The sequence below is a fragment of the Roseomonas sp. F4 genome (assembly GCF_053891155.1).
Genome location: NZ_JBSSHK010000001.1, coordinates 516,294 through 542,856, shown reverse-complemented (window position 1 = coordinate 542,856; position 26,563 = coordinate 516,294). Strand labels below are relative to the sequence as shown.

Genomic DNA, 26,563 nt, shown 5'->3' with positions numbered 1-26,563 from the left:
CGCGGCAGTTGAGGATGTTTGCCTGTCAGAGAGCAAGACCCCTTTGGCGAACGACTTGCGGCAATTGCGCTTTCGCCGATTCACATCGCCCAGGCTTCAGCGGCGGCCGGTCTATCCCGCGATCGCCGAACCGAAGTCGTAGAGGCGCGCGGGGTTGTCCACCAGGATGCGGTGCCGCAGCGCCGCATCCGGCAGCCATTCACCCAGCAGGCCCAGCAGGTCGCCATCATTCGGCATGGGCCCGTGCCAATGCGCGACATGCGGCCAGTCGCTGCCCCAGATCACACGGTCCGGCGCCGCTTCCACCACCGCCCGTGCCAGCGCCGCCGTATCGGCATAGGGAAAGGCCGGCTCGGCCGAGATCCGGTACAGCCCGGTCAGCTTCACCCACAGCAGCCCATCCCGCAGCATGGCGAGGAAGTCCTGATAGCCAGGATGCGAAAGCCCGCCCTTGGCCAGCTTGGTATAGCCGATATGGCCGACCGAGACGGGCAGGCGCATCGCCTCAGCCAGGCTGCGCAACTCCGCCGGCCGCTCCTCGACATGCACCAGCAGCTCGACATGCCAGCCGAAGGGCCGGATCACGTCCGCCACGTCGCGCAGTGCATCCAGCGAGCGGAAAGGCATGCCGCCGCGATCGACCAGATTGACCCGGATGCCCCGCGCGCCGGCATCGTGCATGCGCGCGATCTCCGCCTCCGTCACCCCCTCTCCCACCGCGACGATGCCGCGCAGACGGCCGGGATGGGCGGCCAGCGCATCCAGCACCGCGCGATTGTCCGTGCCATGCACGCTAGCCTGCACCACCACGCCGCACTGGATGCCGATGGCATCGTGCAAGGCCAGCAAACGCGCCACGCCATTGTCCGGCGGCGTATAGGCGCGCGTCGCCTGATAGGGGTGGCGTGCCGCGTCGAAGACATGGGCGTGGGTGTCGCAGGCGAATTTCGGCACGGCCATCGCGGGGCGGCGTGGTGACGCATCAGGGCCGGGGCAGTCACGGATTTCGAGGGTCTCGGTCATGCGAATGTCCTCAGGCCGCCGCGTCGCAGCGGAAGGCGCCGCGCGGGCTGCGGCCCCGCGGGGCCGCAAGTTCAGCGCCCGCCTGATCCAGGCAAGCCAGGATGCGCGCATGGTCCGCCCAGGCGATGGCGCCACCGCGCTGCCCCAGCACGATAGCCCAGCATTCCTCCGCCACAGGTACACCAGGCTTCACCGCCTCGATGGCGCGGGCACGCGCGGCGAGCGCCGTGCCGATGCCGCGCTGGCCGGGCGCGCCGGCCTCACAGGCCTCGCACATCAGCCGGTGTACTCCAGGATGTGCATGCCATGGCCCCAGCGGTCGATCAGGTACAGGCGGCCATGCTCGTCGGCGCCGATGTCGTTGGACTGGATCGTCTTGGTGCCCTCGGCCTGGGCCGGCACGAAGCAGCCCACCTCCTTCGGCTTCAGCACGTCGCTGACATCCACGGCACGCAGGCCGGCGTTGAAATAGGTGATGAAGACCGTATTGGCCCAGGGGCCATCGCCTGGGATGTTTTCCAGGATGTTATGCGCGCCGAAGCGGCCGCCGCGGTTGAAGTATTTTTCGCGCTCCGGGAACCAGGTGGAGACGGGGATCGGATTCTTCTCGTCGCGAATGTCCAGGATCCACATGAACTGGCTGTCCCAGTAGTTCTGCTTCGCCCGCGCTTCGTCGGTGACAACAAGATACGGGCGGTTGCCGATCGGCCAGGCGGTGTGCGTCGAGCCGACGAAGGGCGGTGACCAGCAGATATGGCCGAGCAGGTTCATGTTGCTGAGATCGGAACAGTCGATCACCGCGACGCCGCCGCCCCAGAACGCCGCGAACATGCGATTGCCACGGATCATCGGCGGGCCGTGCAGCGTGCAGGCGGTCTCGGCTGGATGCGGGTCGTTGCCCTCCCCCGCACCTTCCGCCTTCTGCCAGGGCAGGCCCCAGATGCTGACCACCTTGGGCTTCAACGGATCGGCGATATCCAGCGTCCAGATGACGCGCTTGTTCCAGCCCTCCGCATCGTTGGGGAGGAAGGCAAGCTTGCGGGCATTGTCCACGCCGAAGCGGTGCGGGCCACTGCCCGGCATGTCGACGAAGCCCACCTCGCGCGGCTCGGCCGGATTCGTCAGATCGAAGACGTACAAACCCGCCCGCGCATTCCGCTCGCCCGGAAGACGCTCGGAATTCACATAGAGCAGCCGGTCACCGACCAGCCGCAGCTTGTGCATGCGGATGCCCTGCGGCGCCCGGAATTCCCAAACCTTGCGCGGCTTCCGAGGGTCGGTGACGTCATGCACCGTGAAGCCTTCCCGCCCCTCCCAGCCGACGCCGCCGACATAGGCATGGCCGCGCGCCACCTCCACCACGCTGCCGGCGCCGAAGGCGGCGGAGGGGTCGTGGCCGAGCAGCCGGAAATTCTGCGATTCCTCAGGATACATGTCTCTGGCCTCGTTTCAGGCGGCGTCGCGGCGCGCCATGTGGTCGCGCACCAAGGTCTCGCTGAGCGCGAAATGCGCGCGCAGCAAGGCGCAGGCGGTCTCGGCGTCGCGCGCCACCGCGGCTTCCATGATGGCGCGATGCTCATCCTGGTGCTGCGGCCGCGTGCGGTCGGTGAAGGGCGACAGGTTGCGATAGCGCTCGAAGGCATCGAAGAGCTGGTCGCAGAAGCCCTCCATCCAGCGGCTGTCGCAGCCACCGACCAGGGCCTGATGGAAGACGCGATGCGCCGCGTCCCAATCCGGATTGCGCGCCGCATCCGGTCCCACGAAGCGCGGCGTGCGGGACAGGCGGAAGCAGGCCAGCGCCACGCTTTCCTCCCAGGCCGCGCCGCCACGACGGATGCTGTCGCGCAGCGCCGCCTCGTTCAGCGTGGTGCGGGTGCGGGTCAGTTCATCGAGGTCCGCCAGGCTCAGCGGCGCGGCGGCGAAGCCGCGCTGGTCGGATTGGCGCACCAGGCCTTCGGTGGACAGGCGGCTCAGCGCCTCCCGCACCGGGGACAGGCCGGTGTCGAAGCGCTTGCACAGGTCGCGCGTGTGCAGCCTGGCGCCGGGCGCCACCTCACCGCGGATGATCTCCTGCCGCAGCTGGGCATAGACGCGGGAGGCGAGCGTCGTCGCCCCGCCTTCGGCCTGTCGTGCTGTGGTCGCCATGCATCCTCCCTGCCCTGAGCATAGCGCGAAAGCTGCGATCAGCAATATCGATCATTGTTCCCCGGATTCACGATGATCGATTTTCTCTCTTGCCGTGCGCCGCAAGCTGTGTTGGCCTTCGCGCAACAACAACCACGCCGGCCGCCACCTGCCGGCAGGGAGAGGACATCCCATGACCACCACTCGGCGCTCGCTGCTGGCGATGGGCCTTGGCGCCTCCGCCGGGCTAGGCCTGGCGCGCGGCGCGCGCGCGCAGGGCGCCTTTCCCAGCCGCCCCATCCGCCTGATCGTCGCCTTCACGCCGGGCGGCCCCAGCGACGTTATCGCCCGCATCGTCGGCGCGCAGATGGGCGCGCAGCTGGGCCAGTCCGTGGTGATCGAGAACCGCCCCGGCGCCGGCGGCAATCTGGCAGGCGAAGTCGTGGCCCGCGCGGCGCCGGATGGCTACACGCTGCTGATGGGCAACAACAGCATCCTCGCCGCCAACAGCTTCCTCTACGGCAACATGCCCTTCGACCCGCGGAGGGACTTCGCGCCGGTCGGTCTGGTGGGCTCGCAGCCCAATGTGCTGGTGGTGAACCCCTCGCTGCCCGTGCATTCGGTGGCGGAGCTGACGGCGCTGGCAAAGTCACGGCCCGGGGAGCTGAACTACGCCTCCTCCGGCAGCGGCACCGCGGCGCATCTGGCGGCGGAGCTGTATCGCCTGCGCGCCGATGTCGGCATCGTGCATGTCGCCTATCGCGGCGCGGCGCCGGCCCTGGCGGATCTGATCAGCGGCCGGGTGCAGCTGATGTTCGCCACCTCCGCCTCCGCCATGACGATGATCCAGGACAACCAGCTGCGCGCTTTGGCGGTGACCACCGCGACCCGTTCCGCCAGCCTGCCCAACCTGCCGACCATGGCGGAGGCTGGGCTGCCCGGCTTCGACGCGACCACCTGGCACGGCATCACCGCGCCGGCCCATACGCCCGCGCCCGTCGTCTCCACGCTGGCGAACCACCTGACGCGGGCGCTGGCGGAGCCTTCGGTGAAGGACAAGCTGGTATCGCTCGGCGTCGACCTGGTGCCGAGCACGCCGGATTCCTTCGCCACCTATATCCAGGCCGAATACACGGCCTGGGGCGAGGTCATCCAGCGCGCCGGCATCCGGCTGAACTGAGGGCGACGGCGCGGCGGATCAGCCGCGCCCCGCAGCCTCCAGCGCCGCAAGGTCCGGGATCGGCCGGCGGAAATCCGGCAGGTCCCGGAAATGCTGTTCCAGCGCCAGTGCAGCATCCAGGGTGAAGGCATCCCCGCCGCGCGGCCCCACCACCTGAAGGCCGAAGGGCATGCCCTTCTCGTCCCGCCCGCAGGGGATGCAAATGGCCGGATGGCCCATCATCGAAATGCCGTAGGTCACGCCGGAGGTCGCGAAATAGCCGGTCAGCGGCATGCCCTCCATTTCGGTGGGATAGGGCAGTTCCTTCGGGAAGGGCGTCAGCGCCTGGCAGGGCAGCAGCAGCAGGTCGTGGCGCGTGAAGAAATCCTGGAAGGCGCGGTAGATGCGCGTCTGCTCCGCATGCGCCTCGGCGAGGTCCGTCAGGCTGTAGCGCAGCCCCTCCTCGTAATTGCTGCGGGTATTGCCGCCCAGCAGCTTCGGGTCGCGGTCGTAGTACTTCCGGAAGCCCGCCAGGAAATTGGTGCAGCGGATGACGCGGTAGGCACGGTCGATGCCCTCCATATCCGGGTCCTCCGCCTCGCAGTGCCGAAGCGCCGGCGCCAGCGCCGCCATGCGCGCGAGGAAGATGCGGCGGATGCTGGGCGCCACCGGGGCGAAGCCGAGATCGACCGTTGTCGCCACGCGCAGGCTGGCCAGGTCCACAGGCCGCCGCAACGTCAGCGCGGCCGGATCGCCGAGCAGCGGATTGGCCATCGGGTCGCGGCTGTCCGCACTCGCCATCACGCTGAGCAGCAGCGCGGTATCGGCGACATCGCGCCCCATCGGCCCCTGCACCGACAGCACCGACCAGCCCTGCCGCCGCCGTTCCGATGCGACCAGCCCCGGCGTCGGCCGGAATCCCACCACACCGGACCAGGAAGCCGGCTTGCGCAGCGACCCGCCGGTGTCGGAGCCGGTGCAGAGCGGCAGCATGGAGGTGGCGAGCGCCACGCCCGACCCGCCGCTGGACCCGGCGCAGGACAGTGCCGGGTCGAAGGCATTGCCGGTGGCGCCATAGACCTCGTTCAGCGTGTTGCCGCCGGTGCCGAATTCCGGCGTGTTGGTCTTGGCCAGGATGATCCCGCCGGCCGCGCGCAGCACCGCGACGATACGCTCATCCTTCTCCGGCACATGGTCGCGGAACATCGGCGAGCCATAGGTGGTGCGCAGCCCGGCCGTGTCGTTCAGGTCCTTCACACCGATCGGCAGGCCGTGCAGCGCGCCGAGCCGGTCGCCGCGCATCACCGCCACTTCCGCGTCCCGCGCGGCCTTCGTCGCACCCTCCACATCCATGGCCACCACGGCGTTCACCGCGGGGTTCACCGCCTCGATCCGCGCCAGGCAATCGGCCAGCAGTTCCACCGGCGAAATCCGCCGCGTGCCGATCAGGCGGCGCAGTTCCACGGCGGTCAGGTCACAGAGAGACGAGGTCATGGTGCGCGCCTTGTCGCCATGGCGAGGGTTCCCTGGTTGGCCTGCGGCACATAGACGAGATCGGGCGTGGTCGCCCAGGTGGAAACCCAGAAGACCAGCGGCAGGATCGCCCGGCTTTCCATCACCGTCGCCATGGTCTGTTGCAGGATGGTCCGGCGGCGATCGTCATCCACCGTCACCAGCGCCTGCTTGATCGCCGCATCCACCTGGGCGTCGGAATAGCGACCGCGATTGGACCCGCCATAGGCGCCACCACGGGTATGCACGATGCCGACGAAACTGCCCGCGGCCTCCCCCGTGCCGGCGCCCCAGCTGTGCAGCATATGCGACAGCTCGTTGCGCGCGGTGCGCCCGGAATAGACGGTGTGCGGCATGGTCTCGACCGAGGTGCGGATGCCGATGCGGCCCCACATCTGGGCGATCACCTGCACCGTGCGCGTGGCGTTGACGATGCGGTCGTTGCTGGTGTGCAGGATGATGCGGAAGCCATCCGGATAGCCAGCCTCCGCCAGCAGGCGGCGGGCGCGTTCCGGGTCCGGCGCCTCCGGCCGAATCGCGGGGTTGAAGCCGAAGAAGCCCTCGGGCACCAGCTGGTCGGCACGCACCGCCTCTCCCTCGTTCACGCGATCGACGATGATGTCGCGGTCGATGGCCAGCGACAGCGCCTGGCGCACGCGCAGGTCGCGCATCGGGTTGCGCGGCAACGGGTTGCCCGCATTGTCCGTGGCATTGCCGGGGATCGGCACTTCGTTGTGCACATCGACGGATAGGAAGGTCATGCGGTTGGTCGCGCCCGACCACAGCCGCACATTGGCCTGCCGGCGCAGCCGCGCCATGTCGGTGCTCGGCACCTCATTGATCATGTCCACATCGCCGGCCAGCATCGCGGCGACACGTGCCGGGCCGAGGGCGATGATGCGGAAGGTCACGCGATCCCAGGGCTCCGCGCCGCCCCAGTAATTCGGGTTGCGCTCATAGATCATGCGATCGCCCGGGCGGTGTTCCACCAGGCGATAGGGGCCGGTGCCGATGGCCGCGCGCACTGCCTGGTAATCCGCGGTGCTGGCGCCTTCACCATGCTTGCGGGAGATGATGGCCACGGAGCTGAGGTCGATCGCCAGCAACGGCGAGGGTCCATCCGTGTGCAGCCGGATGGTGTGCGGATCGACGATCGTCCAGCTTTTGATCTGCTTGGTATAGGTGCCGAAGGAGCTCGGGCTGTTCGGCACGCGGGGCGCGCGTTCCAGGGAGAAGGCGACGTCATCCGCCGTAAAGGGCGTGCCGTCATGGAAGGTGACGCCCTGGCGCAGCTTGAACTCCCAGGTCTCGTCATCGATCAAACGCCAGGATTCGGCGAGGCCCGGCGTGATCTGCTGGTTCGCGTCCTGATGCGTCAGGGAGTCGAAGACATGCCGGGCCTGGGAGTTGTTGACCCCATTGTTGTGGAAATGCGGATCGAGCGAGGTGGGCGGCGCGGCGAGGCCGATGCGCAGCTCCGCGGCCTGCAGCGGTGCCGCGGCCAGCAGCAGGGCCAGCGTACTGGCGGCAAGGCGGGGGATGGTGGTCATCGCGATCTCCTTATCCTTGCCAGGCGGGCTGGCGTTGCATCAGCGGGGTGCGAGAAGCTCCGGCAATAAGGTGTTGAAGGCCTCGGCAGCCTCGTAGCTCACCCAGTGGCCGGCACCGGGAATCACGTGGAAGGGGACATCGGGATCAGCCTCCCGCAGCACGGCACGCCGTGCCTCCATCGCGCCGCGCGCGATATTGTCCTGCTCGCCCCAGATCGCGGCGAGCCGGCCGCGCAGCGCCGGCAGGCTGCGGCGCAGCACATCGGTGCGGCTGATCTCCGGGCTGCGGACGCGGCCAGCCTCCGCATTGCGTTCCTGCAAATGCAGCGCCAGCGGGTCGATGCGCGCGGCATCCGCCAGCATCAGCACTTCCAGCGTCCGCCGATGCACCGCCAGCCGCGCGGCGCGGTCGGCTTCGCGGCGCCAGGACCCCATCGGCGCCATGGGCGCGCGCGCCAGGCCGAGCCCGTTGGAGCCGACGATGACAAAGCGCCGCAGCGCCGGGCCGAGCTTCACCGCCACCGGCCCACCCATGACGCCGCCGAAGGAGAAGCCCACCAGATCCACCGGGCTGCCCGCCGGCAGCAGGCGCCTGATTCCGTCCACGACGATATCGGCCATGGCATCGGGATTGTCCGGCTCCGGCGGGACGGCCGATTCACCAAGACCCGGCAGATCCACCGCCAGCACCTGACGATCCCGCGCCAGCGGCAGCACGTTGCGGATCCAGTGGCTCCAGGACCCGTAGCCGCCATGCAGCAGCACCAGCGGCGGCCCCTCGCCCCAACTGTGCCAGACGAGGCTGCCCTCGCCGCAGGGCGTCTCCGCCCGTCGCGCCAACCCCTTCACATGGGCCTCGATCTGCGCCGGCGTCGCGCCGAGCGCGGCCATGTCGGGCGGGATCGGCGCCAGGTCCTGCAACACGTCCTGCATCAGCGCCCCGTGAAGACCGGCTTGCGCTTTTCCATGAAGGCGCGGCGCCCCTCCGTGTAGTCGGCGCTGTCGAAGCAGGTGGCGACATGGCCGCGCATCATCGCGCCGTCCTGCTCGCTTTCCGGCTTCATCAATTCGTTCACGATGGCCTTGGAGGCGCGCAGCGACAGCGGGGCCTTCTCCGCCAGCAGCTCCGCATAGGCGCGCACTTCCGCCTCCAGCACGTCCCCTGGCAGCACGCGGGAAATCAGTCCGATGCGCAGCGCTTCCGCCGCATCCAGCCGCCGGGCGGAGAACAGGATGTCCTTCGCCGCCGCCGGCCCCACCAGGTTCACCAACCGCCGCAGACTGTCGGAGGAATAGGCGGCGCCAAGATTGGCGGCCGGAATGCCGAAGCGCGAATCCTCCGCGGCGAAGCGCAGGTCGGCCGCCATGGCGATGCCGAGCCCACCACCCATGCAGAAGCCACGGATCAGCGCGATCAGCGGCTTGTCGAAGCGGTTCAGCTTGGCCCGCGCGCTGTCGGAAATCGCGGCATAGGCGGCCGCCTTTTCCGCGCTGTCGCGCTGCTGCTCGAATTGCGAGATATCGGCGCCGGAGACGAAGGCCTTGTCGCCCGCGCCCTGCATCACCACCACGCGGATCGCGTCATCGGCCTGGAAATCATCCAGGATCGCCTCCAGCGCGCCCCACATCTCCAGCGACATGGCATTGCGCTTGGTGGGATTGCTGAAAGTCATCCAGCCAATCGCCCCGGTCTTCTGGGACAGCATCTCAGCCGTCATCGCATTATCCTCCCCTGCCCCGCCATGTCACACCACTTTCTGCGCGCGCAGCCGCGCGATGGCCTCGGCGTCGTAGCCCAGCTCGCCCAGAAGCGTGTCGTTGTGCTCGCCCAGCTCCGGCGTCGGCATGCGCAGCGTTTCGGGCTGCGGCGCGGCCGAGAGGTTGATGGGCTGCCCCACCACACCGAGCGTGCCGAGCGTCGCATGTTCCACCTTGCGGGCGATGCCGAGGTGCTGGACCTGCACATCGCCAAAGGTCTGGTCGATGCTGTTGATCGGCCCGCTGGGCACGCCCGCCTCGGTCAGGGCCGCAACCAGATCGGCGCTTTTCCACTTCCGGGTTTCCGCCGCGATGGCCTCGTTCAGCGCCACGCGGTTGCGCCGTCGCAGGCCGGTATCGGCGAATTCCGCCTGGGTGATCAGATCCTCGCGCCCCAGGGCGCGGCACAGTCGGCGATACAGCCGGTCGCCGGCGGCCGCGATGTTCATATTGCCATCGGCGGTGGGGAAGACGCCGGTCGGCGTGCTGGTCGGATGGTCGTTGCCGGCCTGGCCCGGCACGTCGCCCTCGATCAGCCAGCGGCTGCCTTGGAAGTCCAGCATGGCGATCTGCGCTTCCAGCAGCGATGTATGCACCCACTGCCCCACGCCCGTATGTTCGCGATCCAGCAGCGCGATCAGCACACCCTGCGCCAGGAAATGGCCGCTGGTGAGGTCGGCGATCGGGATGCCGACACGCACCGGCCCCTGCCCCGGCAGGCCGGTGATGCTCATCAGCCCGCCCATGCCCTGCGCGATCTGGTCCACACCCGGCCGCGTCGCATAGGGACCGTCCTGGCCGAAGCCGGAGATGCTGCCATAGACGATGCGCGGATTGACCTTGCGGCAGGCCTCGTAATCGACGCCCAGCCGCGTCTTCACGTCGGAGCGGTAGTTCTCCAGCACCACATCCGCCGTCTCGATTAGCTTGAAGAAGATGGCCTTGCCCTCGGGCTCCTTCAGATTGAGGGTCAGGCTGCGCTTGTTGCGATGCAGATTCTGGAAATCGGAGCCATGCCGTTTTCCGATCAGCCCGCCGCCCGGCTCATCATCCAACGCCGCCGGCGGTTCAATCTTGATGACGTCGGCGCCCCAATCCGCCAGCTGCCGCGCCGTGGTCGGCCCGGCGCGATGCGCCGTCAGATCCAGCACCCGGAAGCGCGACAAAGGCAGGCGCGATGACGACATGTTTTCCTCCGACCCATTCAGGACGAAGGCGATGCGACCATGCCTGCCACCCTGGCCGCAAGCTTGGCATGGTCGGGCGTTCCGTTCAGCGGAATTGCGCGGCGGCCTCGCGCGGTGCGGGCAGACTGGTGGCAACCCGGGAAAGCTGCGCGGCGCGTTCCGTCAGCAGCCGGGCGAAGCGCGCCTCATCCCCGGCGCCGAAGCGCGCCTGCGGCAGGGTGATGCAGAGATCGGCGACGATCCGCCGCCTTGCGCCAAAGACCGGCGCGGCCATGCCCACCGCGCCTTCCGTCTGCTCCCCGCGCGTGATGGCGTAGCCGCGCGCCCTGATGGTCGCCAGCCGCTCCGCCAGCACCGCACGGTCGGGCGGTGATCGGCCGTTGACCGGCGACAATTCGCCACGCCCCAGCACATCCGCCAGTTCCGCGGGGCTGAGCCAGGCCAGCATGCAAAGCCCGGTGGCGCCCCAGAGAAGCGACCGGTTGCGGTGCATGTGGATGGCATAGGGCAACGGCTGTGCCGCCGGGGCCTTGTCGATGAACATCATGGTCAGCGTCTGCGGCAGCAGCATGCCGAGCATGCAGGTCTCCGCCGTCTCCCGCGCCACATCCTCCAGCACCGGGCGGGCCAGGCGCAGCACGCCGGTTTTGCGGGCGGCCAGGGCGCCGATGCGGCTGAATTCGGCACTGACGCGGTAGCGGCGATGCGGCGCGCGTTCGATCATGCCGGCGGCGATCAGCTGGTCCAGCAGCCGGTGCAGCGTGCTCGGTGCCAGGCCCAGCTCCGCCGAGAGATCCTTGATGGAAACGCTCGCCCCGGCCTCCGCGAAGCTGCGCAGCAGGCCGACGACGCGGGCGACGACGCTGACCTGCGCCGCACCGCTCTCCTCATGCGCCGGAACCGATGTCGCCATGCCGCCTCCACCGACCGATCCACCCGGCGCCCATATTCCGCTGAGTGGAAGCCAGCGCAGTAGAGCGCGGCCCGGCGCCACCTTGCAATGGTAACGTCATTCGGACGTAGCGGGAGAGCAGTTCAATGAGCAAAGCCACAGGACCCCTGGCCGGGAAGGTCGCGATCGTCACCGGCGCCGCGCGGCGCAATGGCCGCGACACCGCCTATGCCCTGGCCGGCGCCGGCGCCGCCGTGGTGGTCAACACCCGCGCCTCACGAAACGAGGTGGACGCTGTCGCGGCCGAGATCCGCGCGCGCGGCGGCCGGGCCATGGCGATCCTGGCCGATGTGACGTCGGAGGAGGAGGTCGCCGCCATGGTGGCGGAGACGGTGGCCGAATTCGGTGGGCTCGACATCCTGGTGAACAATGCCGCCGACCGCGCCATCGCGCCCTTCACGGAGATGAGCTTCGCGGAATGGCGGCGCGTCACCGGCATCATCCTGGACGGCGCCTTTCTGTGCGCGCGCGCGGCACTGCCGCATATGGTCGCGGCCGGCGGCGGGCGGATCATCAATATGGGCGGCGTCACCGGGCATATCGGCGCGAATCAGCGCGCCCATGTCAGCACCGCCAAGGCCGGGCTGGTCGGGCTGACCAAGGCGCTGGCGGTGGAATTCGGCAACGCCGGCATCACCGTGAACTGCGTCGTGCCCGGCAAGATCGGCGGCCCGCGCAGCGCGACCTCCGGCGAGGTGCCCGGCAGCGGGGGCGCCAAGGTGCTGACGGGCGGAGAAGGCACGACGGAGGAGGTGGCGGCGATGATCCTGCATCTCTGCCTGCCGGTCAGCCGCTTCATCACCGGCCAGTCCATCCACATCAGCGGTGGCGTTTACTTGCCGTAGCTAGGCTATGGCGCGCATCCCCGCCTGAGGTCATTCTGCAACCGGTAAGCGGGGAGTCGGGCAAGGATGGCGAGGCGGCAGGACGACTCGCGGCCTCGGCTCTGGAACGCCGGCTTCGCCGGCATGCTGGTGTTGACCCTTCTGGGCTTCGCCAACCTCGCCGCCTTTTACGGGTTGGAACCCTGGCTGCGCGGCCGGGGCCTTGGCCCGGCCCAGGCCGGGATCGCCATCTCCGTCTTCACACTGGTGGCGCTGGTGCTGATCCCGCCCCTGGCCGTCCGCACCCCGCCCGCCAAAGCGGGGCGCTGCATCGTCGCCGGCTTCGCGGTGACGCTGCTGGCCCTGCCGCTCTATCTGGTGGTGCAGGACTTCCCGCAGATCCTGGCGCTGCGGCTGCTGCACGGGCTGGGTTTCGTGCTGACCCTGGTCGGCATCGTCTCCGCCTTCGTCGCCATGGTGCCGGTGACCCGGGCCGGGGAGGCTTATGCCTTGTTCGGCGTGGCGGACCTGCTGCCCTTCGCCCTGCTGCCCCCCTTGCTGGAGACGACCCTGCCGCGCTTCGGCGGCGATGCCGCCGCGCAATACGCCGCCATGGCGCTGTTGCAGGGTCCGGCGCTGCTGCTGGCCATCTGGTTCGCGCGCCGCAGACCCCCGGTGCCACTGCCTGGGGAGGCGCCCCCCGTGGGGCGAGCGGTTGGCCCGGTGCTGTTGCTGCTGGCGGTGAACACGGCGGCCTTCCTGGCCCATGCCCTGCTGTTCAGCCTGCTGAAGCCGCGCGCCCTGGAACTGGGCGGCGGCGCCTTCATCGGCCTGTTCTTCGGCCTGCAGACCGCGGCCATCATGGCGCTGCGGCTGCTGGCGGGCGGCAGCTTCGACCGGGTGGACCAGCGCCGCCTGGCCGCCGCCGGCCTGGCCCTGGTGGCGCTCGCCATGGCGCTGCTGGCCCTGCCGCTGCCCGCCATTCTGCTGCTGCCCGTCGCCCTGCTGGTGGGCCTTGGCTTCGGCGCGGCGCTGCCTTTGCTGAACGCGCTGATGCATCGCCATTCGCCGGCGGCACAGCGCAGCGGCAATCTGAACCTGATGATGATGACCTTGCAGCTCGGCTATCTGCTCGGCCCGCTGCTCGGCGGGCTGGTGGTGGGATTTGCCGGCTATGGCGGGGCCTTCGCCATGGCGGCGTTCTGCCTCGCCCCCGCCGCGGCGCTGCTGCTGCGCCTGCCGCGCTGAATCACGCCTCGGCCAACACGGCTTCCAGCGCCTCGGCGAAGGCCGCCATGCCGGCGGTGCTGCCAAAGGACACGCGCAGCCAGCCGGGATAGCGAAAGCTGGTCATGGCGCGGGCCATGACGCCGCGCGCCATCAGCCGCCGATGCGCCACCGTGTCCGGTATCGGCAGGCGCAGCATGGCGAAGTTGCCGATCGCGCCCACCATGGTCAGGCCCAGCCGCCCGGCCAGCGCCGAAAGCCCCGCACGCGCCGCGCCGACATGCGCGCGCGTCGCCGCGATATGCGCGGCATCCCACACCGCGGCCCGCGCCGCTTCCAGCGCCAGCAGATTGACGCTGTAGCTGATGCTGGTCTTGCGCACCGTCGCCGCCACCTCCGGCGCCGCTGCCATCCAGCCGATCCGCAGCCCCGCCAACCCCCACATTTTCGAGAATGTGCGGAACACGACCAGGTTCGGGTGCCGCGCCATCAGCGCGAAGCTGTCGGGAAAGGTCGGGTCCTCGGCGAATTCGGCATAGGCCTCATCCGCCACCACGATGCAGCGTCCATCCACGGCATCCAGGAAGCGTGCCAGCCGCGCATGGTCCCACCAGCTTCCGGTGGGGTTGTTGGGATTGCACAGGAACAGCACCCGCGTCCGCGCATCGATCGCGCGCAGCAGCGCCGCATCGTCGAAGCCATCATCGCGCAACGGCACCAGCCGAGGCTCGATGCCCGAAAAACTGGCCAGCCATTCATAGACAGCGAAGGTGCGGTCGGCGGTGACGATATTGTCGCCCGCTTCGCAAAACGCCTTGATGACAAAGGCGATCACCTCATTGGCGCCATTGCCGAGGATCACCTGCTCCGCATCCAGCCCAAAGCGCGCCGCCAGGGCGCGGCGCAGATGCCAGCCATCGCCCTGTGGATAGAGCGCGGCCTCGCGCGGGTCCCAGCGCGAGAGGATCTCGCGACAGGCGGCAGGCGGGCCCAGCGGGTTCTCGTTGTTGTTCAGCCGGTGCAGATGCACGACGCCGAAGCGGCGCAGCAGCACATCGTCTGGTGGGCTGGGTACATAGGCCTCGAAGGCGCGGACATGCGCCGGCACCAGGCGGTCCAGCGCGAAGCCGTTCATTCGGTCGCGGCCAGCAGCAGCAGGTCGCCCGCCGCATCCGGAATCAGCGCCGCCGGTGCCAGGCCGGCGCGCAGCAGACCCTCCGCGAAACCGGCATGCTCCGGCCGCCCCAGATCCAGAACGGCGCGCAGCCGGGAAAAGCCCTGGCCCCGGAACAGCGCGACATTGGCGGCCGCGACCGCCGCCGCATCCCCCGCCGCCAGCAGCGGCCGCAGGGTCACGCGGCCGGCGGCACGGTCGGTTTCCGCCGCCATGGCGGCACCGCTGGCGCGGGCTGGTGCCGGCGGCGTTTCGATATCCCGCCCCAGGCCAAGGCGGCGCACCATGCCGGTCACCCAGTCGCGCAATTCGGGCGCGACCCAGGCGATGCCGCCCGGATCTTCCTCCAGCGCACGGAACAGCACCGGGCAGCTTCCACCCGCCGCATCCGGCAGATGGCCGACCACTTCGAAGGCCTCACGCGGCATGTCCGGCGCAAGGTCGAGCACCACCAGCCCCTGCGCAGTGCCGCGTGCCAGGCCGCCCAGGACGGAGTCCAGCAACGCCATGGCCAGATCCTGTCGGGCCGGCCCCTCGGGCAGCAGCAGCGCCGGTCCGGACAGCGCCATCAGCCGGCGCCCGAAAGGCTGCCAGAACAGCCCGCCAACCGGCCGCCGCCGGGCATCCAGCGCCACCCTGGCGAACAACTCCCCGGCCGCGCGCTGGTCCAGCACCCGGGCGGCGGTGCGGAAGGCCGGGCCGCCGGCACCCCGCGCCTCCGCCCAATCCACCAGCAGCGCGAGTGTCGCGTCATCCGGATCGATTGGCGGGCCCAACGGCGGGCCCAGCTCGGCGGGTGGCACCGCCAGGTCACGGCTGGGATAGGCGCGGGCCAGGTCGAAGCCGAGCCGCAGTCCGCTTGCGCCCATCGTCTCCGTCGTCAACTGGTCCGCCAGCCGCGCCGCCAGATAGAGCCCGACGCCCGCCGCATCCTCCACATCCCGGTCGCGCGACTGGTCCAGCCCGGCCAGATCCAGCTCCGCCGAGGCGAAGCCCAGTTCCAGCCGCACCGCATGCCGGCGGTCCCGCAAGGCCAGGGTGACCTGCCTGGCGCTGTCGGGGCTGGCGCCCAGCACCTCCTCCGCAATCAGGGCCAGCCGCTCCGCGAAGCGCGGCTCGATGCCCGTCGCGGCGGCGGTGCCCCGGATGAATTCCGCGCCCAGCGCGGCGAAGCGCGGACCCGGTGGCAGGGTCAGTCGTGGCGCGTCGTCATCGGTTATCACCAGCTACATTCCCCCAGCGATCCCATCATGCCGGACACACGAAATCGCGCAAATGCCCGATTTGGGTTGCAGATCGGCCATGGCAGGTGCATATGGGTCGGGTCAGCCTTGTTTGGTTCGGCCTGCTCTCCCTGCTCGATCGAGCGCCGAGCCTGGTGTCCGTTTCCCCTCAAAGACTGATCCGCTGTGCAATCTCGCGGAGCGGCCTTTTGTTACGAAGCGGATTTCGTCATGCCGACCGGCACCGTCAAGTGGTTTAACGCAACCAAGGGCTACGGCTTCATTCAGCCGGAAGACGGCTCCAAGGACGTGTTCCTGCACATCTCCGATGTGCAGCGTTCCGGCCTTCAGGAGCCGCGTGAAGGCGATCGCCTGGAGTATGACCTCCAGCAGGGCCAGCAGGGCAAGACCTCTGCCGGCAACCTGAAGCGCGCCTGACGCTCGCTGGGGCGGGTTACCCGCCCCGGCCTGCTGGCGTCCTTCGGGACGCCGACAGGTGAAGCCATTGGGCAACCGATGGACTTCACCACTCCCATCCCTGCCCTTGAAGGGCGGCGATCTTCGCGCGACGCGCCACAGCGTCCCGCCCGAGACCCAGCATTCGCAGCACGGTGGCACAGCCACTCAGTGACTGCTCAAAGGACAAAGTGCACACTTTCTGCGACCGACTGCCCATCCCGCATGCCCATGACAGCGGGTCCCTTCCTTCAGCCCAGCCGGACGACAAGGCCCTTCGGGCGCCGATGACATCCAGTCTGACTCGCGATGAAATCCGTCGCATCGTCCTCGAACTCATCGGCTGAATTTCGACCTTGCGCCGACCGGCGGACCATCCGGTTCGCCGCATTTTCCGCGTTCTCCGGAAGATCTTCCGGACCCGAAAATGCTTCAGGACGGCGCGGCGCGCGGGCTGCCGGCCATCCGGCCCGGCCCAGGGCCCGCCCCGACCCGCGAGGATCGCCACATGCCTCCCATGCACCGCTACAATGTGGGCCAGCGCATTGAATTCCTGCCGGGCCGTTTCGACGGCTCCGCCCCTTCCGGCGCCTATACCGTCGTGCGGCAACTGCCGAACGACGCGCAGGACCGGGAGTACCGCGTGAAGAACGCCCGTGACGGGCATGAGCGCATCATCCGCGAAAGCCAGATGCGCCAGGGCGCGGCCTCCGTCTTTAGCTGAACAACCATCGGCGGCGGTCACCCGCCGCCGATCTAGTTGTTCTACCGCCGCTTCAGCGACGCCAGATCCCGCACCGCGCCCCGCGCGGCGCTGGTCGCCATGGCGGCATAGGCGCGCAGCGCGATCGAGACCTGGCGCTTGCGCGGGCTCGCCGGCTGCCAAGCCGCCTCTCCCTTTGCTTCCATCGCCACGCGTCGCGCCGCCATCACATCATCGCCCACCATCAGGTTGATGCTGCGGTTGGGGATGTCGATCTCGATGATGTCGCCATCCTCCACCAGCCCGATCGGCCCACCTTCGGCCGCTTCCGGCGACAGATGGCCGATCGACAGGCCGGAGGAGCCGCCGGAGAAGCGCCCGTCGGTGACCAGGGCGCAGACCTTCCCGAGGCCCTTCGACTTCAGATAGCTTGTGGGATACAGCATCTCCTGCATCCCCGGCCCGCCGCGCGGCCCTTCGTAGCGCACCACCACGACATCGCCGGCCACCACCTTGCCGCCCAGGATGCCATCCACCGCGGCGTCCTGGCTCTCGAACACCTTGGCCGGGCCGGTGAACTTCAGGATCGAGGCATCGACGCCCGCGGTCTTCACGATGCAGCCGTCGACGGCGATATTGCCCGCCAGAACGGCGAGGCCGCCATCGGCGGAGAAGGCCGTTTCCTTCGCGCGGATCACGCCGCCGGCGCGGTCGGTGTCCAGCTCCTCCCACCGCGCGGCCTGGCTGAAGGCCACCTGCGTCGGAATGCCACCCGGCGCCGCCTTGAAGAATTCCAGCACGCTGTCATCGGCCGTCTGGGTCACATCCCATTGCTGCAGCGCCTCCGCCAACGTCGGCGCATCCACGCGGCTGACGCTGGTATCGATCAGCCCGGCCCGGTCCAGCTCCCCCAGAATGCCAAAAATACCGCCGGCGCGGTGCACGTCTTCGACATGCACATTGGCGACGGAGGGTGCGACCTTGCACAGGACCGGCACGCGGCGCGACAGGCGGTCGATGTCGGTCATGGTGAAGTCGACGCCACCCTCATGCGCCGCGGCCAGCAGGTGCAGCACGGTGTTGGTGGACCCGCCCATGGCGATGTCCAGCGTCATCGCATTCTCGAAGGCCGTGCGCGTCGCGACATTGCGCGGCAGCACGCTGAAATCCTCGGTCTCGTAGTGGCGGCGGGTGATCTCGACGATCCGCCGCCCGGCTTCCAGGAACAGCCGCTTGCGGTCGGCATGTGTCGCCACCACGGTGCCATTGCCCGGCAGCGCCAGGCCCAGTGCCTCCGTCAGGCAGTTCATCGAATTGGCGGTGAACATGCCGGAGCAGGACCCGCAGGTCGGGCAGGCGGAGCGTTCGATGACCTCGACCTCGGCATCCGTCACGCTGGAATCGGCGGCGGCGATCATCGCATCGATCAGGTCGACGCTGCGCTTCTGGCCGCGATGCACCACCTTGCCCGCTTCCATCGGCCCGCCGGAGACGAAGATGGTCGGGATGTTGAGGCGCATCGTCGCCATCAGCATGCCGGGGGTGATCTTGTCGCAGTTGGAGATGCAGACCATCGCATCCGCGCAATGCGCATTGACCATGTATTCGACGCTGTCGGCAATCAGGTCGCGCGAGGGCAGGCTGTAGAGCATGCCGTCATGCCCCATGGCGATGCCGTCATCCACCGCGATGGTGTTGAACTCCTTCGCCACGCCGCCCGCCGCCTCGATTTCACGGGCGACCAGCTGGCCAAGGTCCTTCAGATGGACATGGCCCGGGACGAATTGCGTAAAGCTGTTGACCACGGCGATGATGGGCTTGCCGAAATCGCCATCCTTCATGCCGGTGGCGCGCCAGAGGCCACGGGCGCCGGCCATGTTGCGGCCATGGGTGGTGGTGCGGCTGCGATACTGGGGCATGGCTCGGCGGTCCTGGCTTGCGGTTCCTCGCGGGGCGCCGCTTTTGTAGGCCCGCGACCCGGCCGGGCGTTCTAGCCGCTTCGTGATCCGGGGGCCAGATGCAGGCCGGCGGCCGCGGCCTGGCGGGCGAAGGCGCGGGCGCCGCGCAGGGCGGTGGGAAGCTGCTGCGGCGACAGCCATTCCGCCAGGCCACCGATGGCGGACAGCGCATCGTCCCGCTGCAAGGCCGCCAGCAGATCCAGCAGCAAAGCCTCGTCGCGCCCCAACTCCGCCCCGGCGCAGCCGCGCACATCCAGCGCCCGGTCGGCATCGCGGGTCAGCACCGACATCAGCAGCCCGAAGCCCAGCGCCCCGGCCGGCCGGAACCCCGCGCAGGCCAGCATCGCCTGCCAGTCCGGATGGCGCCGTGTCGGCGCGCGATGCGCCGCCATCCAGGCGCGCAGCACCGCCAGCACCCGCAATTCGGCCGCCGCCAGCGCCCGCACCGGGTACAGGCCTTCGGTCCGCATTCCATCAGGCATCGCCACTTCTCCTCGGGGCGCAGCTACGTCGCAGGGTGGTGACGGGCTATCGTGATTGCGAGTCATTCTCATATATGCGAAGGAGGGTCCGGATAAAGGGATCGATCAATGGCCATCGCGTTGCCGTCCGCCCCGCCTCGTGTCGCCCGACTTTTCGCCACCCGGCATTGGGGCCTTCTCCTGACGTTGCTGCTGGGCGTGCTGGCCGCGCCGGTCGCGGCCCAGCCCGCGCTGCCGCTGGAGCTGAACCGGCTGGAGCCGGTGACGGCGCCCGCCGAGGGCTGCCGCATCTGGATGATGCTGTCGAACGATGCGCCGGAAGCCGCCGCCATCGCCGCGCTGCGCCTGGATCTGGTGGTGTTCGGCGCGGATGGGCAGATCGCCCGCCGCGCGGCGGTGGAGCTCGCCCCGATCGGCGCCGGTCGCACCGCGGTGCGGCTGTTCGATCTGGCCGGCCTGCCCTGCGACCGCATCAGCCGCCTGCTGGTGAATGAGGTTCTGGCCTGCCGCATCGGCGGCGCCGATGTGACGGATTGCGCCGACCGCCTCCGCCCCTCCTCCCGCGCCGGCATCCGCTTCGGCCTGTAAGGACTACCGCCATGGAAACCGCGCACGATCTTTCGCCGCTGGGCCTCTTCCTCGCCGCCGACTGGGTGGTGCGGTCGGTCATGCTGATGCTGATTGTCGCCTCCATCGGCGTCTGGGCCCTGGCGCTGGACCGCGCGCTGCGTTTCCGGCGCCTGGCGCGGGATGCCCGTGCGCTGCGCCGCTTCGCCGAGGATGGCTCCCCGCCCGCCCGCGACAATGGCTGGGCGGAGGTGCTGGTCGCCGCGGAACAGGCGGCGCGGGAGGTGATGGGCGAATCGCCCGCCGACCGCCGCCACTACATCGCCAGCGCCGCCCGTCTGGCGGTGACGGAACGCACGGCGCGCGCCAAGGCCGGCCTGCCGCTGCTGGCCAGCGTCGCCTCCACCGCGCCCTTCATCGGGCTGTTCGGCACCGTCTGGGGCATCATGAACGCCTTCACCGCCATCGCGCGCAGCGGCAATACCAGCCTCACGGCCGTCGCCCCCGGCATCGCGGAGGCGCTGTTCGCCACCGCCCTCGGCCTGGTCGCGGCGATTCCGGCGGCGCTCGCCTTCAACCGCCTTTCGGCCATGCTGGGTGAGGCGCGCGGCGCCGCCAGTGGCGCGGGTGAACGACTGGCCCGACGGCTCGGCCTGGCCGGCGCCAGCCGCACCCGTCTGGCGGCCGAGTAATGGCCTTCAACCTGGAGGAAGGGGACGGCGAGGAGGACGGCGTGCTGTCCGAGATCAACGTCACCCCCTTCGTCGACGTCATGCTGGTGCTGCTGATCGTCTTCATGGTGGCGGCGCCGATGATGATCTCCGGCGTGCCGGTGGACCTGCCGCGCGCCGCCCAGGCGCCGATGGGTCAGGTCTCGACGCCCCTGGTGGTGACGCTGGACCGCCAGGGCCGCGTCTTCATCGAGGAGGCCCAGACCGATCCGGCGACGCTGGTCGCCACGCTACAACCCATGGCCGCCGCGGCCCCGGACCGCCCGGTGTTCCTGCGCGCCGATCGCAGCCAGGCCTATGGCGAGGTGATGCGCGTGCTCGCCGCTCTGGCCGCCGCCGGCTTCGGCCGCGCCTCCCTGATCGGTGAGGCCGCGCCCTGATCGCGATGCGTGACTCCCGCAATATTCATCCCGGCGCCTGGGGTGTGGCGCTGGCGCTGCATCTCGCCCTGGCCGCGGTGATGATGCGCCCTGCCGCGCCGCCGATGCTGGCCGGCGGTGGCGGCGGCATGATGGTCGGACTTTCGGGTGGTCTCGCCGGTGGCGGCGGCGGGCCGATCTCGGCCGTGCCGCCGGAGGATCTGGCCGCGGCGGAGACGACGCCGCTGGAGGCTGCCGCCGCCACCCCCGACACGCTGGCCGCCGCGCCGCCGCCCGACAGCCAGGCCGTACCGCCCCCCCCGCTCGCCGCCGCGCCGCCGGAGGCGCTGATGCCGCCGCCACCGCCCGTGGCCGCTGCCGTGCCGCCGCCGCCGGCCCCGATGCGCCCGCCGGCGGAGCTTCTGACCGCCGCGCCGCCGCCCGCCTTGCCGCGCGCCGCCGCCGAACTGTCGCCTTCCGCCACCGCCGCCCCGCCGGCCTTGGCCGCGCTGGCGCCTGCCGAGGCCTTGCCGCCGGTGCCGGATGCGACGCTGGCCCCGCCGCCACCGCCGCCCGTGCAGACCGCCGAGCCCCCGCCGCCCGAGCCTCCGGCTCAGCTTGCGACCCTGCCGCCCCCTCCGCCGCCGCCGCCGGTGCAGGCCAGCGAGCCGCCGCCCGAACAATTGGCGGAGGCGGTTCCCATGCCGCCGCCGCAGGCGCCCCCGCCGCCGGAGCCGGTGCAGGTCGCGCGCCCGGCGCCGCGGCCCGCGCCCCGCCCTGCCCCGCGTCCCGCGCCGACGCCCGCCGCCGCCTCCCGCTCCGCCGCCATGGCGCAGAACGGTCCGGGGCCCGGCGCGGCCGAGCCTGGTCCCGGCAGCGGTGCTGGCCCCGCCACGGCGGCCGGCCCGGCGGCAGGCGGTGGTGGCCAGGGCGCGCCTTCGGCGATGCCCGGCGAGGCCTCCGGCGCGCGGCAATTGCCGCCGGCCTATGCCGCCGCGCTGGTCCGCATCCTGCAACGCAACCTGCGCTACCCGCCCAGCGCGCGGGAACAGGGCATCGAGGGCACGGCGACGCTGCGCTTCGTCATCGCCCGCGATGGTTCGGTGCAGGCGGTTCAGATGGTGCGCGGCACAGGATCGGCCTTGCTGGACCAGGAAGCGCAGGCGCTGCTGCGCCGCGTCTCCCCCCTGCCCCGCCTGCCCGCCGAGTTTCCGGATGCGCAGGCCATCGTGCTGGCGCCGATCGGATTCTCGATCCGCTGAGGGGTTACGGCAGGCCGGGCGCCTCCGCGCCCGCGCCCGGCTGCCGCGCGATAGCGAAGGCGCTGGCCAGAGCCTCGCGCAGCACCACCACCTCATGCCCGATGCAGATGCAGCGAAAGCCGGCGGCCAGCGCGGTGGCGGCCTGCGCGCCATCGCCGGCCACCCATCCCAAGGGCTTGCCCGCCGCCTGGGCTGCCAGGCACAGCGCCGCGGCCTGATCGCGATAACGCGGATCGGCGAAGGCGCCCGGAATGCCGAGGCTGTCCGACAGGTCGAAATGGCCGAGCCAGAGCATGTCGAGCCCTGGCACCGCGGCGATCTCCGCCGCCTGCGCCACGCCGGCCGCGCTTTCGACCAGCGCGATGGTCAGCACCGCCTCATTCGCCGCGGCCATTTTCACCGCCGGGTCGCCGCCGCCATAGCCGTCATGCGCGAGCGAGAAGGCCAGGCCGCGCCGCCCCTCGGGCCGGTAGCGGCAGGCGGCGACCAGGTCGCGCGCCTGCGCCGCGCTTTCCACCAGCGGCATCATGATGCCGAGCGCTCCGGCATCCAGCAGCGGCGGCGCCAAAGCGGGCTGAGGTGCCGGCAGGCGGACCATGGGCACTATGCCGGCGGCGCGCGCATAGGCGCATTGGGCCTTCACCCCCTCGATCCCCAGGCCGGAATGCTCCATGTCCAGCAGCACGAATTCGGCGCCGGCGACGGCCAGGGTCGGGGCCAGGCCGGGGGTGAAGAACTCGAAGGCCATGACGCCGAAGGCGGCCTCGCCCGCCAGCAATTTGCGGCGCACCGGATTCTGTATGGGTGTCATGGCCCCCTCCCTCTTTGCCGGCCAGTCCCGCATGGCGCGGCCCAAAAATCCATCCCGTCAGCGTGATCGCAAAAGGCTTGCCAGGGCGGGCCGGCATCGGTAACCATAAACCTTATGGTTAACCGTATAATGCACAGCGCCCCGCCGCCCGACCTCGACCGGGTCTTCGCCGCCCTCTCCGACCCGACCCGCCGCGCCCTGATCGAGCGGCTGGATGTGGAGGAGGAGCTGTCGGTCAGTGAACTGGCCGCCCCGCTGGCCATGTCGCTGCCGGCGGTGATGAAGCACTTGGATGTGCTGGAGAAGGCCGGGCTGATCGCCCGCCAGAAGGTCGGCCGCCGTGTCGGCTGCCGGCTGACCGCGGGCCCGATGGAGGATGCGATGGGATGGCTCGCCCGCTACCAGCGCTTCTGGACCGAAAGCCTCGACCGGCTGGCCGCGGCGCTGGAGGGCAAGGCATGAACGTCACCGTCCCCAGCCTGACGCTGGTCCGCCGCATCAAGGCGCCGCCAGCCCGCGTCTTCGCCGCCTGGACCGAGGCGGAGATGCTGGCCCTCTGGTTCGGCCCGCATCACACCAGCGTGGAATCGGCCGAGATCGACCCGCGCGTCGATGGCCGCTTCCGCATCCGCCTGCGCGAGGACAATGGCGAGCGCCACGAGATCGGTGGCCGCTACCTGGCGATCGAGCCGGAGCGCGAGATCGCCTTCACCTGGGCCTGGGCCAGCACACCGGAACGCGAAAGCCGTGTGACCGTGCGCTTCCGCCCGCTGGAGGATGGCACGGAGATCACCCTGACCCATGACCGCTTCGCCGATTCCGACACCGCCACGCGCCACCGTCGCGGCTGGACCGAATCCATGGAGCGGCTGCTGGCGATTTTTGACGACACTGTTGCCTGACTGCCGACTTTCCAACCTGCGACCGGCCCTTTTGGCCGGCTGAGCGGCCGAACGGCCGCGGCAGCTTATGCCGCGAAGCCAAGCGCGCGCCCGGCGTCTGAGGGTATGCAAAGAGAGGAAACAAAAATCCATGATGGACGACAAGCCCACCGACCAGCACCGCTGGCTGCAACGCCTGGTCGGCGAATGGAGCAGCGAGGCCGAATGCGTCATGGCCCCCGGCCAGGCACCCCTCACCATGCGCGGGCGGGAGAAGGTTCGCACCCTCGGCGAGTTCTGGGTGATCGGCGAAGGTGAAAGCGAGATGCCCGGCGGCGGCACCGGCCACACCATCATCACCCTCGGCTACGACGTGGCCAAGGGCCGCTTCACCGGCAGCTTCATCGGCTCGATGATGACGATGATGTGGCTCTATGACGGGGCGCTGGAGGGCCAGGTTCTGGTGCTGGACAGCCACGGCCCGGACCACGGCACGCCCGGCCGCGTCGCGCTGTACCAGGACAGTGTTGAGATGCAGGGGCCGGACAATCGCACCCTTTCCTCTCGCATGCAGGGCGCCGACGGGCAGTGGCATCATGTGATGACCGCGCGCTACCGGCGGGTGGGCTGAGCCATGGCGAAGCGCATCCTGCTGCTGGTCGGCACCAAGAAGGGTGCCTTCCTGCTGGACTCCGACGCGGCGCGCCAGGATTGGACGCTGCGCGGCCCCTTCTGTGACACCTGGCCGATCAACCATGTGATCGCGGACCCCGCCACCGGCCGCATCTTCGCCGGCGGTGGCAATGAATGGTTCGGGCCGGCGGTCTGGGCCTCCGACGATCTCGGCGCAAGCTGGACGCATTCCAGCGCGGGCCTCGCCTATGACGCCGGCGAGACGCCGATCAAATCGGTCTGGAGCCTCGCCATGGCGCATGGCGTGCTGCATGCGGGGGTGGAGCCGGCCGGGCTGTTCCGCAGCACCGATGGCGGCCAGAGCTTTGAACAGCTGCGCGGCTTGCGCGACCATCCCTCCCGCGCCGAATGGCAGCCGGGTGGTGGCGGGCTGATCCTGCATGGGCTGCTGCCGCACCCCACCGATCCTGATCAGCTCTGGGTGGCGATCTCCGCCGGCGGCATTTTCCACACGGCGGATGGCGGGGCGAGCTGGGCGCCCCGCAACCGCGGCACGCGCGCGGATTATGCGCCGGAGGATCAGCGCTACCCCGAACACGGCCAATGCGTGCATTGCCTGGTGATGGCGCCGGGCCAGCCGGACCTGCTGTACCAGCAGAACCATTGCGGCATGTACCGCAGCGAGGATGGCGGACGCAGCTGGACCAGCATCGAGGCCGGCCTGCCCTCCACCTTCGGTTTTCCCGCCGCGGCGCATCCGCGCGATCCCGGCACGCTGTACCTGCTGCCACTGAACGGCGACCAGGCCGGGCGCTACGTGCCCGATGCGCAGGCCGCTGTCTGGCGCACGCGGGATGGTGGCGACACCTGGCAGGCGCTGCGGCAGGGCCTGCCACAGCAGAACGCCTTCTTCGGCGTGCTGCGCCAGGCCATGGCGACGGACAGCCTGGACCGCGCCGGCGTCTATTTCGGCACCAGCGGCGGCGAGCTTTATGCCAGTGCCGATGAGGGCGAGAGCTTTCAGTGCATCGCCCGCCACCTGCCGACCATCAGCTCGGTCGAGACGCTGGTGCTGGATGGCTGAGGTGCGGGTCGAACTGCCGGCCTCCCTGGCGCGGCTGTTCCCCGGCGCGCCGAGGCGGCTGGAGGTGGAGGCCGCCTGCGTCGCGCAGGCGGTGCTGGCGCTGGATCAGCGCTGGCCCGGCATGCGCGACCGGATCTGCGATTCCACGCCCGCGATCCGCCGCCATCTGCGCATCTTCGTCGATGGCGAGGTGGCAGGCCTCGCCACGCCACTGCGCCCGGGGGCGGAGGTGCTGGTGATGACGGCGATCAGCGGCGGCTGACTCAGAACTGCGCCGTCACGGCGAAGACGCCGACCAGCAATACCAGCGCGCCGGCCACCCGCGGCACCGCCCCCGTGGTCAGCGCCGGCACGCGCCGGGCCAGCAGCGCCACGCCCGCCACCAGCGCGCCCTGCACCAGGCCGAGGCCCAGCAGATAGGCGAAGACGGGCGAGGCCTCCGCGCCGATCACCGCCTCCGCATAGGCTTGGCCATGCGCCAGCCCGGCCACCGCCAGCAGCGCCATCCAGCCGCCCGCCGGCAGGCTGGCCCGCGTCAGCAGCAGCGCGCCCACCGCCAGCACGCTGGCCGCCACGATCCATTCGGCCGCCGGCAGCGCCAATCCCATCCAGCCCGTGGCCACCCCGGCCAGGGAGGCGAGGACGAACAGCAGCGGCCGCGCCAGCCCCCAGCCCGCCAGCCCGGCCACCAGCCCGACCGCCAACAGGAAAGCCAGATGGTCTGGTCCGATCACCGGATGGCCGATGCCGGAGGCGAAACCCTCCCAGAACGTCGAGGGCGTCGCGCCACCCATCGGGTGATGCGCCAAAGCGGGGCCGGCGAGCAGCGCCATCGCCGTGGTGGCGGTTAGGCGGCGAAAAGCGAGGCTCATGTGACGGCTCCTGAATGTGTCTATCGCAGGATGCGGCAAGTGGACCGCGAC

30 protein-coding genes are annotated in these 26,563 nt (G+C 70.1%); 14 read left to right on the top strand and 16 right to left on the bottom strand.

What is annotated here, in order from left to right; all coding sequences use genetic code 11:
- Window positions 1-111: 111 nt before the first annotated feature.
- Genes ACVFYP_RS02550 through ACVFYP_RS02535 form a run of 4 tightly spaced genes read right to left on the bottom strand, consistent with a single transcriptional unit; the run spans window position 112 to window position 3,168 of the window.
- The gene (locus ACVFYP_RS02550; RefSeq protein WP_499198553.1) at window positions 112-1,023 is read right to left on the bottom strand and encodes an amidohydrolase family protein; all 912 of its coding nucleotides are present in this window, start codon (window positions 1,021-1,023) and stop codon (window positions 112-114) included.
- A 10-nt stretch (window positions 1,024-1,033) separates the two neighbouring features.
- On the bottom strand, window positions 1,034-1,300 hold the full coding sequence (locus tag ACVFYP_RS02545) for a hypothetical protein (RefSeq protein ID WP_499198552.1): 267 nt from the start codon (window positions 1,298-1,300) through the stop codon (window positions 1,034-1,036).
- Window positions 1,300-2,457: an LVIVD repeat-containing protein gene (locus ACVFYP_RS02540; RefSeq protein ID WP_499198551.1), complete on the bottom strand. Its 1,158-nt coding sequence runs from the start codon at window positions 2,455-2,457 to the stop codon at window positions 1,300-1,302. The genes ACVFYP_RS02545 and ACVFYP_RS02540 overlap by 1 nt, the downstream gene beginning before the upstream one ends.
- A gap of 15 nt (window positions 2,458-2,472) precedes the next feature.
- The gene (locus ACVFYP_RS02535; RefSeq protein WP_499198550.1) at window positions 2,473-3,168 is read right to left on the bottom strand and encodes a GntR family transcriptional regulator; all 696 of its coding nucleotides are present in this window, start codon (window positions 3,166-3,168) and stop codon (window positions 2,473-2,475) included.
- A gap of 172 nt (window positions 3,169-3,340) precedes the next feature.
- Here ACVFYP_RS02535 and ACVFYP_RS02530 point away from each other — a divergent pair, with 172 nt between their 5' ends.
- Window positions 3,341-4,327 (top strand): Bug family tripartite tricarboxylate transporter substrate binding protein, encoded by a 987-nt coding sequence (locus tag ACVFYP_RS02530; RefSeq protein ID WP_499198549.1) that lies wholly within the window; start codon window positions 3,341-3,343, stop codon window positions 4,325-4,327.
- An 18-nt stretch (window positions 4,328-4,345) separates the two neighbouring features.
- On the opposite strand, the gene ACVFYP_RS02525 is transcribed toward ACVFYP_RS02530, so the two are convergent.
- The 6 genes from ACVFYP_RS02525 to ACVFYP_RS02500 all read right to left on the bottom strand — a co-directional run bounded on the left by ACVFYP_RS02525 (window position 4,346) and on the right by ACVFYP_RS02500 (window position 11,226).
- Window positions 4,346-5,800 (bottom strand): amidase, encoded by a 1,455-nt coding sequence (locus ACVFYP_RS02525; protein WP_499198548.1) that lies wholly within the window; start codon window positions 5,798-5,800, stop codon window positions 4,346-4,348.
- A complete protein-coding gene (locus ACVFYP_RS02520) occupies window positions 5,797-7,368 on the bottom strand; it encodes an ABC transporter substrate-binding protein (protein WP_499198547.1) in 1,572 nt (523 codons plus the stop codon). Before ACVFYP_RS02520 ends, ACVFYP_RS02525 begins: the two co-directional genes overlap by 4 nt.
- Before the next feature lie 39 nt (window positions 7,369-7,407).
- Window positions 7,408-8,301, bottom strand: coding sequence for an alpha/beta fold hydrolase (locus ACVFYP_RS02515; protein WP_499198546.1), 894 nt, complete (start codon window positions 8,299-8,301; stop codon window positions 7,408-7,410).
- Window positions 8,301-9,086, bottom strand: coding sequence for an enoyl-CoA hydratase (locus tag ACVFYP_RS02510; RefSeq protein WP_499198545.1), 786 nt, complete (start codon window positions 9,084-9,086; stop codon window positions 8,301-8,303). The genes ACVFYP_RS02515 and ACVFYP_RS02510 overlap by 1 nt, the downstream gene beginning before the upstream one ends.
- Before the next feature lie 27 nt (window positions 9,087-9,113).
- Window positions 9,114-10,313 (bottom strand): CaiB/BaiF CoA transferase family protein, encoded by a 1,200-nt coding sequence (locus ACVFYP_RS02505; RefSeq protein ID WP_499198544.1) that lies wholly within the window; start codon window positions 10,311-10,313, stop codon window positions 9,114-9,116.
- Between the two features lie 85 nt (window positions 10,314-10,398).
- Window positions 10,399-11,226 carry an IclR family transcriptional regulator gene (locus ACVFYP_RS02500; protein ID WP_499198543.1) on the bottom strand — a complete coding sequence of 276 codons (828 nt, stop codon included), beginning with the start codon at window positions 11,224-11,226 and terminating at the stop codon, window positions 10,399-10,401.
- Window positions 11,227-11,351: 125 nt separating this feature from the next.
- Here ACVFYP_RS02500 and ACVFYP_RS02495 point away from each other — a divergent pair, with 125 nt between their 5' ends.
- Complete coding sequence (locus ACVFYP_RS02495) at window positions 11,352-12,110, top strand: SDR family NAD(P)-dependent oxidoreductase (RefSeq protein ID WP_499198542.1); 759 nt, start codon at window positions 11,352-11,354, stop codon at window positions 12,108-12,110.
- A gap of 123 nt (window positions 12,111-12,233) precedes the next feature.
- Complete coding sequence (locus ACVFYP_RS02490) at window positions 12,234-13,337, top strand: MFS transporter (protein ID WP_499198541.1); 1,104 nt, start codon at window positions 12,234-12,236, stop codon at window positions 13,335-13,337.
- 1 nt (window position 13,338) lies between these two features.
- Here the strand turns inward: ACVFYP_RS02490 and ACVFYP_RS02485 are convergent, their stop codons facing one another.
- Window positions 13,339-14,451 carry a pyridoxal phosphate-dependent aminotransferase gene (locus tag ACVFYP_RS02485; RefSeq protein ID WP_499198540.1) on the bottom strand — a complete coding sequence of 371 codons (1,113 nt, stop codon included), beginning with the start codon at window positions 14,449-14,451 and terminating at the stop codon, window positions 13,339-13,341.
- Complete coding sequence (locus tag ACVFYP_RS02480) at window positions 14,448-15,713, bottom strand: hypothetical protein (protein WP_499198539.1); 1,266 nt, start codon at window positions 15,711-15,713, stop codon at window positions 14,448-14,450. The genes ACVFYP_RS02485 and ACVFYP_RS02480 overlap by 4 nt, the downstream gene beginning before the upstream one ends.
- A gap of 231 nt (window positions 15,714-15,944) precedes the next feature.
- Between ACVFYP_RS02480 and ACVFYP_RS02475 the strand changes: the two genes are divergently transcribed.
- Both ACVFYP_RS02475 and ACVFYP_RS02470 read left to right on the top strand, forming a co-directional pair.
- Window positions 15,945-16,151 carry a cold-shock protein gene (locus ACVFYP_RS02475; RefSeq protein WP_216872844.1) on the top strand — a complete coding sequence of 69 codons (207 nt, stop codon included), beginning with the start codon at window positions 15,945-15,947 and terminating at the stop codon, window positions 16,149-16,151.
- A gap of 526 nt (window positions 16,152-16,677) precedes the next feature.
- On the top strand, window positions 16,678-16,893 hold the full coding sequence (locus tag ACVFYP_RS02470; protein ID WP_499198538.1) for a hypothetical protein: 216 nt from the start codon (window positions 16,678-16,680) through the stop codon (window positions 16,891-16,893).
- Window positions 16,894-16,934: 41 nt separating this feature from the next.
- Here ACVFYP_RS02470 and ilvD read toward each other — a convergent pair whose 3' ends face one another.
- Both ilvD and ACVFYP_RS02460 read right to left on the bottom strand, forming a co-directional pair.
- Window positions 16,935-18,791, bottom strand: a complete 1,857-nt coding sequence (gene ilvD / locus ACVFYP_RS02465) for a dihydroxy-acid dehydratase (protein ID WP_499198537.1) — start codon at window positions 18,789-18,791, stop codon at window positions 16,935-16,937.
- 71 nt (window positions 18,792-18,862) lie between these two features.
- Window positions 18,863-19,312: a hypothetical protein gene (locus ACVFYP_RS02460; protein ID WP_499198536.1), complete on the bottom strand. Its 450-nt coding sequence runs from the start codon at window positions 19,310-19,312 to the stop codon at window positions 18,863-18,865.
- A gap of 108 nt (window positions 19,313-19,420) precedes the next feature.
- On the opposite strand from ACVFYP_RS02460, the gene ACVFYP_RS02455 reads away from it, so the two are divergent.
- The 4 genes from ACVFYP_RS02455 to ACVFYP_RS02440 are packed head-to-tail and all read left to right on the top strand — an operon-like array spanning window position 19,421 to window position 22,231.
- Window positions 19,421-19,900, top strand: a complete 480-nt coding sequence (locus tag ACVFYP_RS02455) for a Tat pathway signal protein (protein ID WP_499198535.1) — start codon at window positions 19,421-19,423, stop codon at window positions 19,898-19,900.
- A gap of 11 nt (window positions 19,901-19,911) precedes the next feature.
- Window positions 19,912-20,571: a MotA/TolQ/ExbB proton channel family protein gene (locus ACVFYP_RS02450; protein WP_499198534.1), complete on the top strand. Its 660-nt coding sequence runs from the start codon at window positions 19,912-19,914 to the stop codon at window positions 20,569-20,571.
- Window positions 20,571-20,990: a biopolymer transporter ExbD gene (locus ACVFYP_RS02445; RefSeq protein ID WP_499198533.1), complete on the top strand. Its 420-nt coding sequence runs from the start codon at window positions 20,571-20,573 to the stop codon at window positions 20,988-20,990. The genes ACVFYP_RS02450 and ACVFYP_RS02445 overlap by 1 nt, the downstream gene beginning before the upstream one ends.
- Window positions 20,991-20,995: 5 nt before the next feature.
- The gene (locus ACVFYP_RS02440; protein WP_499198532.1) at window positions 20,996-22,231 is read left to right on the top strand and encodes an energy transducer TonB; all 1,236 of its coding nucleotides are present in this window, start codon (window positions 20,996-20,998) and stop codon (window positions 22,229-22,231) included.
- A gap of 4 nt (window positions 22,232-22,235) precedes the next feature.
- On the opposite strand, the gene ACVFYP_RS02435 is transcribed toward ACVFYP_RS02440, so the two are convergent.
- Window positions 22,236-23,042: an HpcH/HpaI aldolase family protein gene (locus tag ACVFYP_RS02435; protein WP_499198531.1), complete on the bottom strand. Its 807-nt coding sequence runs from the start codon at window positions 23,040-23,042 to the stop codon at window positions 22,236-22,238.
- A 129-nt stretch (window positions 23,043-23,171) separates the two neighbouring features.
- Between ACVFYP_RS02435 and ACVFYP_RS02430 the strand changes: the two genes are divergently transcribed.
- The 5 genes from ACVFYP_RS02430 to ACVFYP_RS02410 all read left to right on the top strand — a co-directional run bounded on the left by ACVFYP_RS02430 (window position 23,172) and on the right by ACVFYP_RS02410 (window position 25,902).
- On the top strand, window positions 23,172-23,504 hold the full coding sequence (locus ACVFYP_RS02430) for an ArsR/SmtB family transcription factor (RefSeq protein ID WP_499198530.1): 333 nt from the start codon (window positions 23,172-23,174) through the stop codon (window positions 23,502-23,504).
- Complete coding sequence (locus ACVFYP_RS02425) at window positions 23,501-23,944, top strand: SRPBCC family protein (protein WP_499198529.1); 444 nt, start codon at window positions 23,501-23,503, stop codon at window positions 23,942-23,944. Before ACVFYP_RS02430 ends, ACVFYP_RS02425 begins: the two co-directional genes overlap by 4 nt.
- Window positions 23,945-24,074: 130 nt before the next feature.
- Window positions 24,075-24,554, top strand: a complete 480-nt coding sequence (locus tag ACVFYP_RS02420) for a DUF1579 domain-containing protein (RefSeq protein WP_499198528.1) — start codon at window positions 24,075-24,077, stop codon at window positions 24,552-24,554.
- A 3-nt stretch (window positions 24,555-24,557) separates the two neighbouring features.
- Window positions 24,558-25,640 carry a WD40/YVTN/BNR-like repeat-containing protein gene (locus ACVFYP_RS02415; RefSeq protein ID WP_499198527.1) on the top strand — a complete coding sequence of 361 codons (1,083 nt, stop codon included), beginning with the start codon at window positions 24,558-24,560 and terminating at the stop codon, window positions 25,638-25,640.
- A complete protein-coding gene (locus ACVFYP_RS02410; protein ID WP_499198526.1) occupies window positions 25,633-25,902 on the top strand; it encodes a MoaD/ThiS family protein in 270 nt (89 codons plus the stop codon). Before ACVFYP_RS02415 ends, ACVFYP_RS02410 begins: the two co-directional genes overlap by 8 nt.
- 1 nt (window position 25,903) lies before the next feature.
- On the opposite strand, the gene ACVFYP_RS02405 is transcribed toward ACVFYP_RS02410, so the two are convergent.
- Window positions 25,904-26,512, bottom strand: a complete 609-nt coding sequence (locus ACVFYP_RS02405; RefSeq protein WP_499198525.1) for a HupE/UreJ family protein — start codon at window positions 26,510-26,512, stop codon at window positions 25,904-25,906.
- Between the last annotated feature and the right edge of the window lie 51 nt (window positions 26,513-26,563).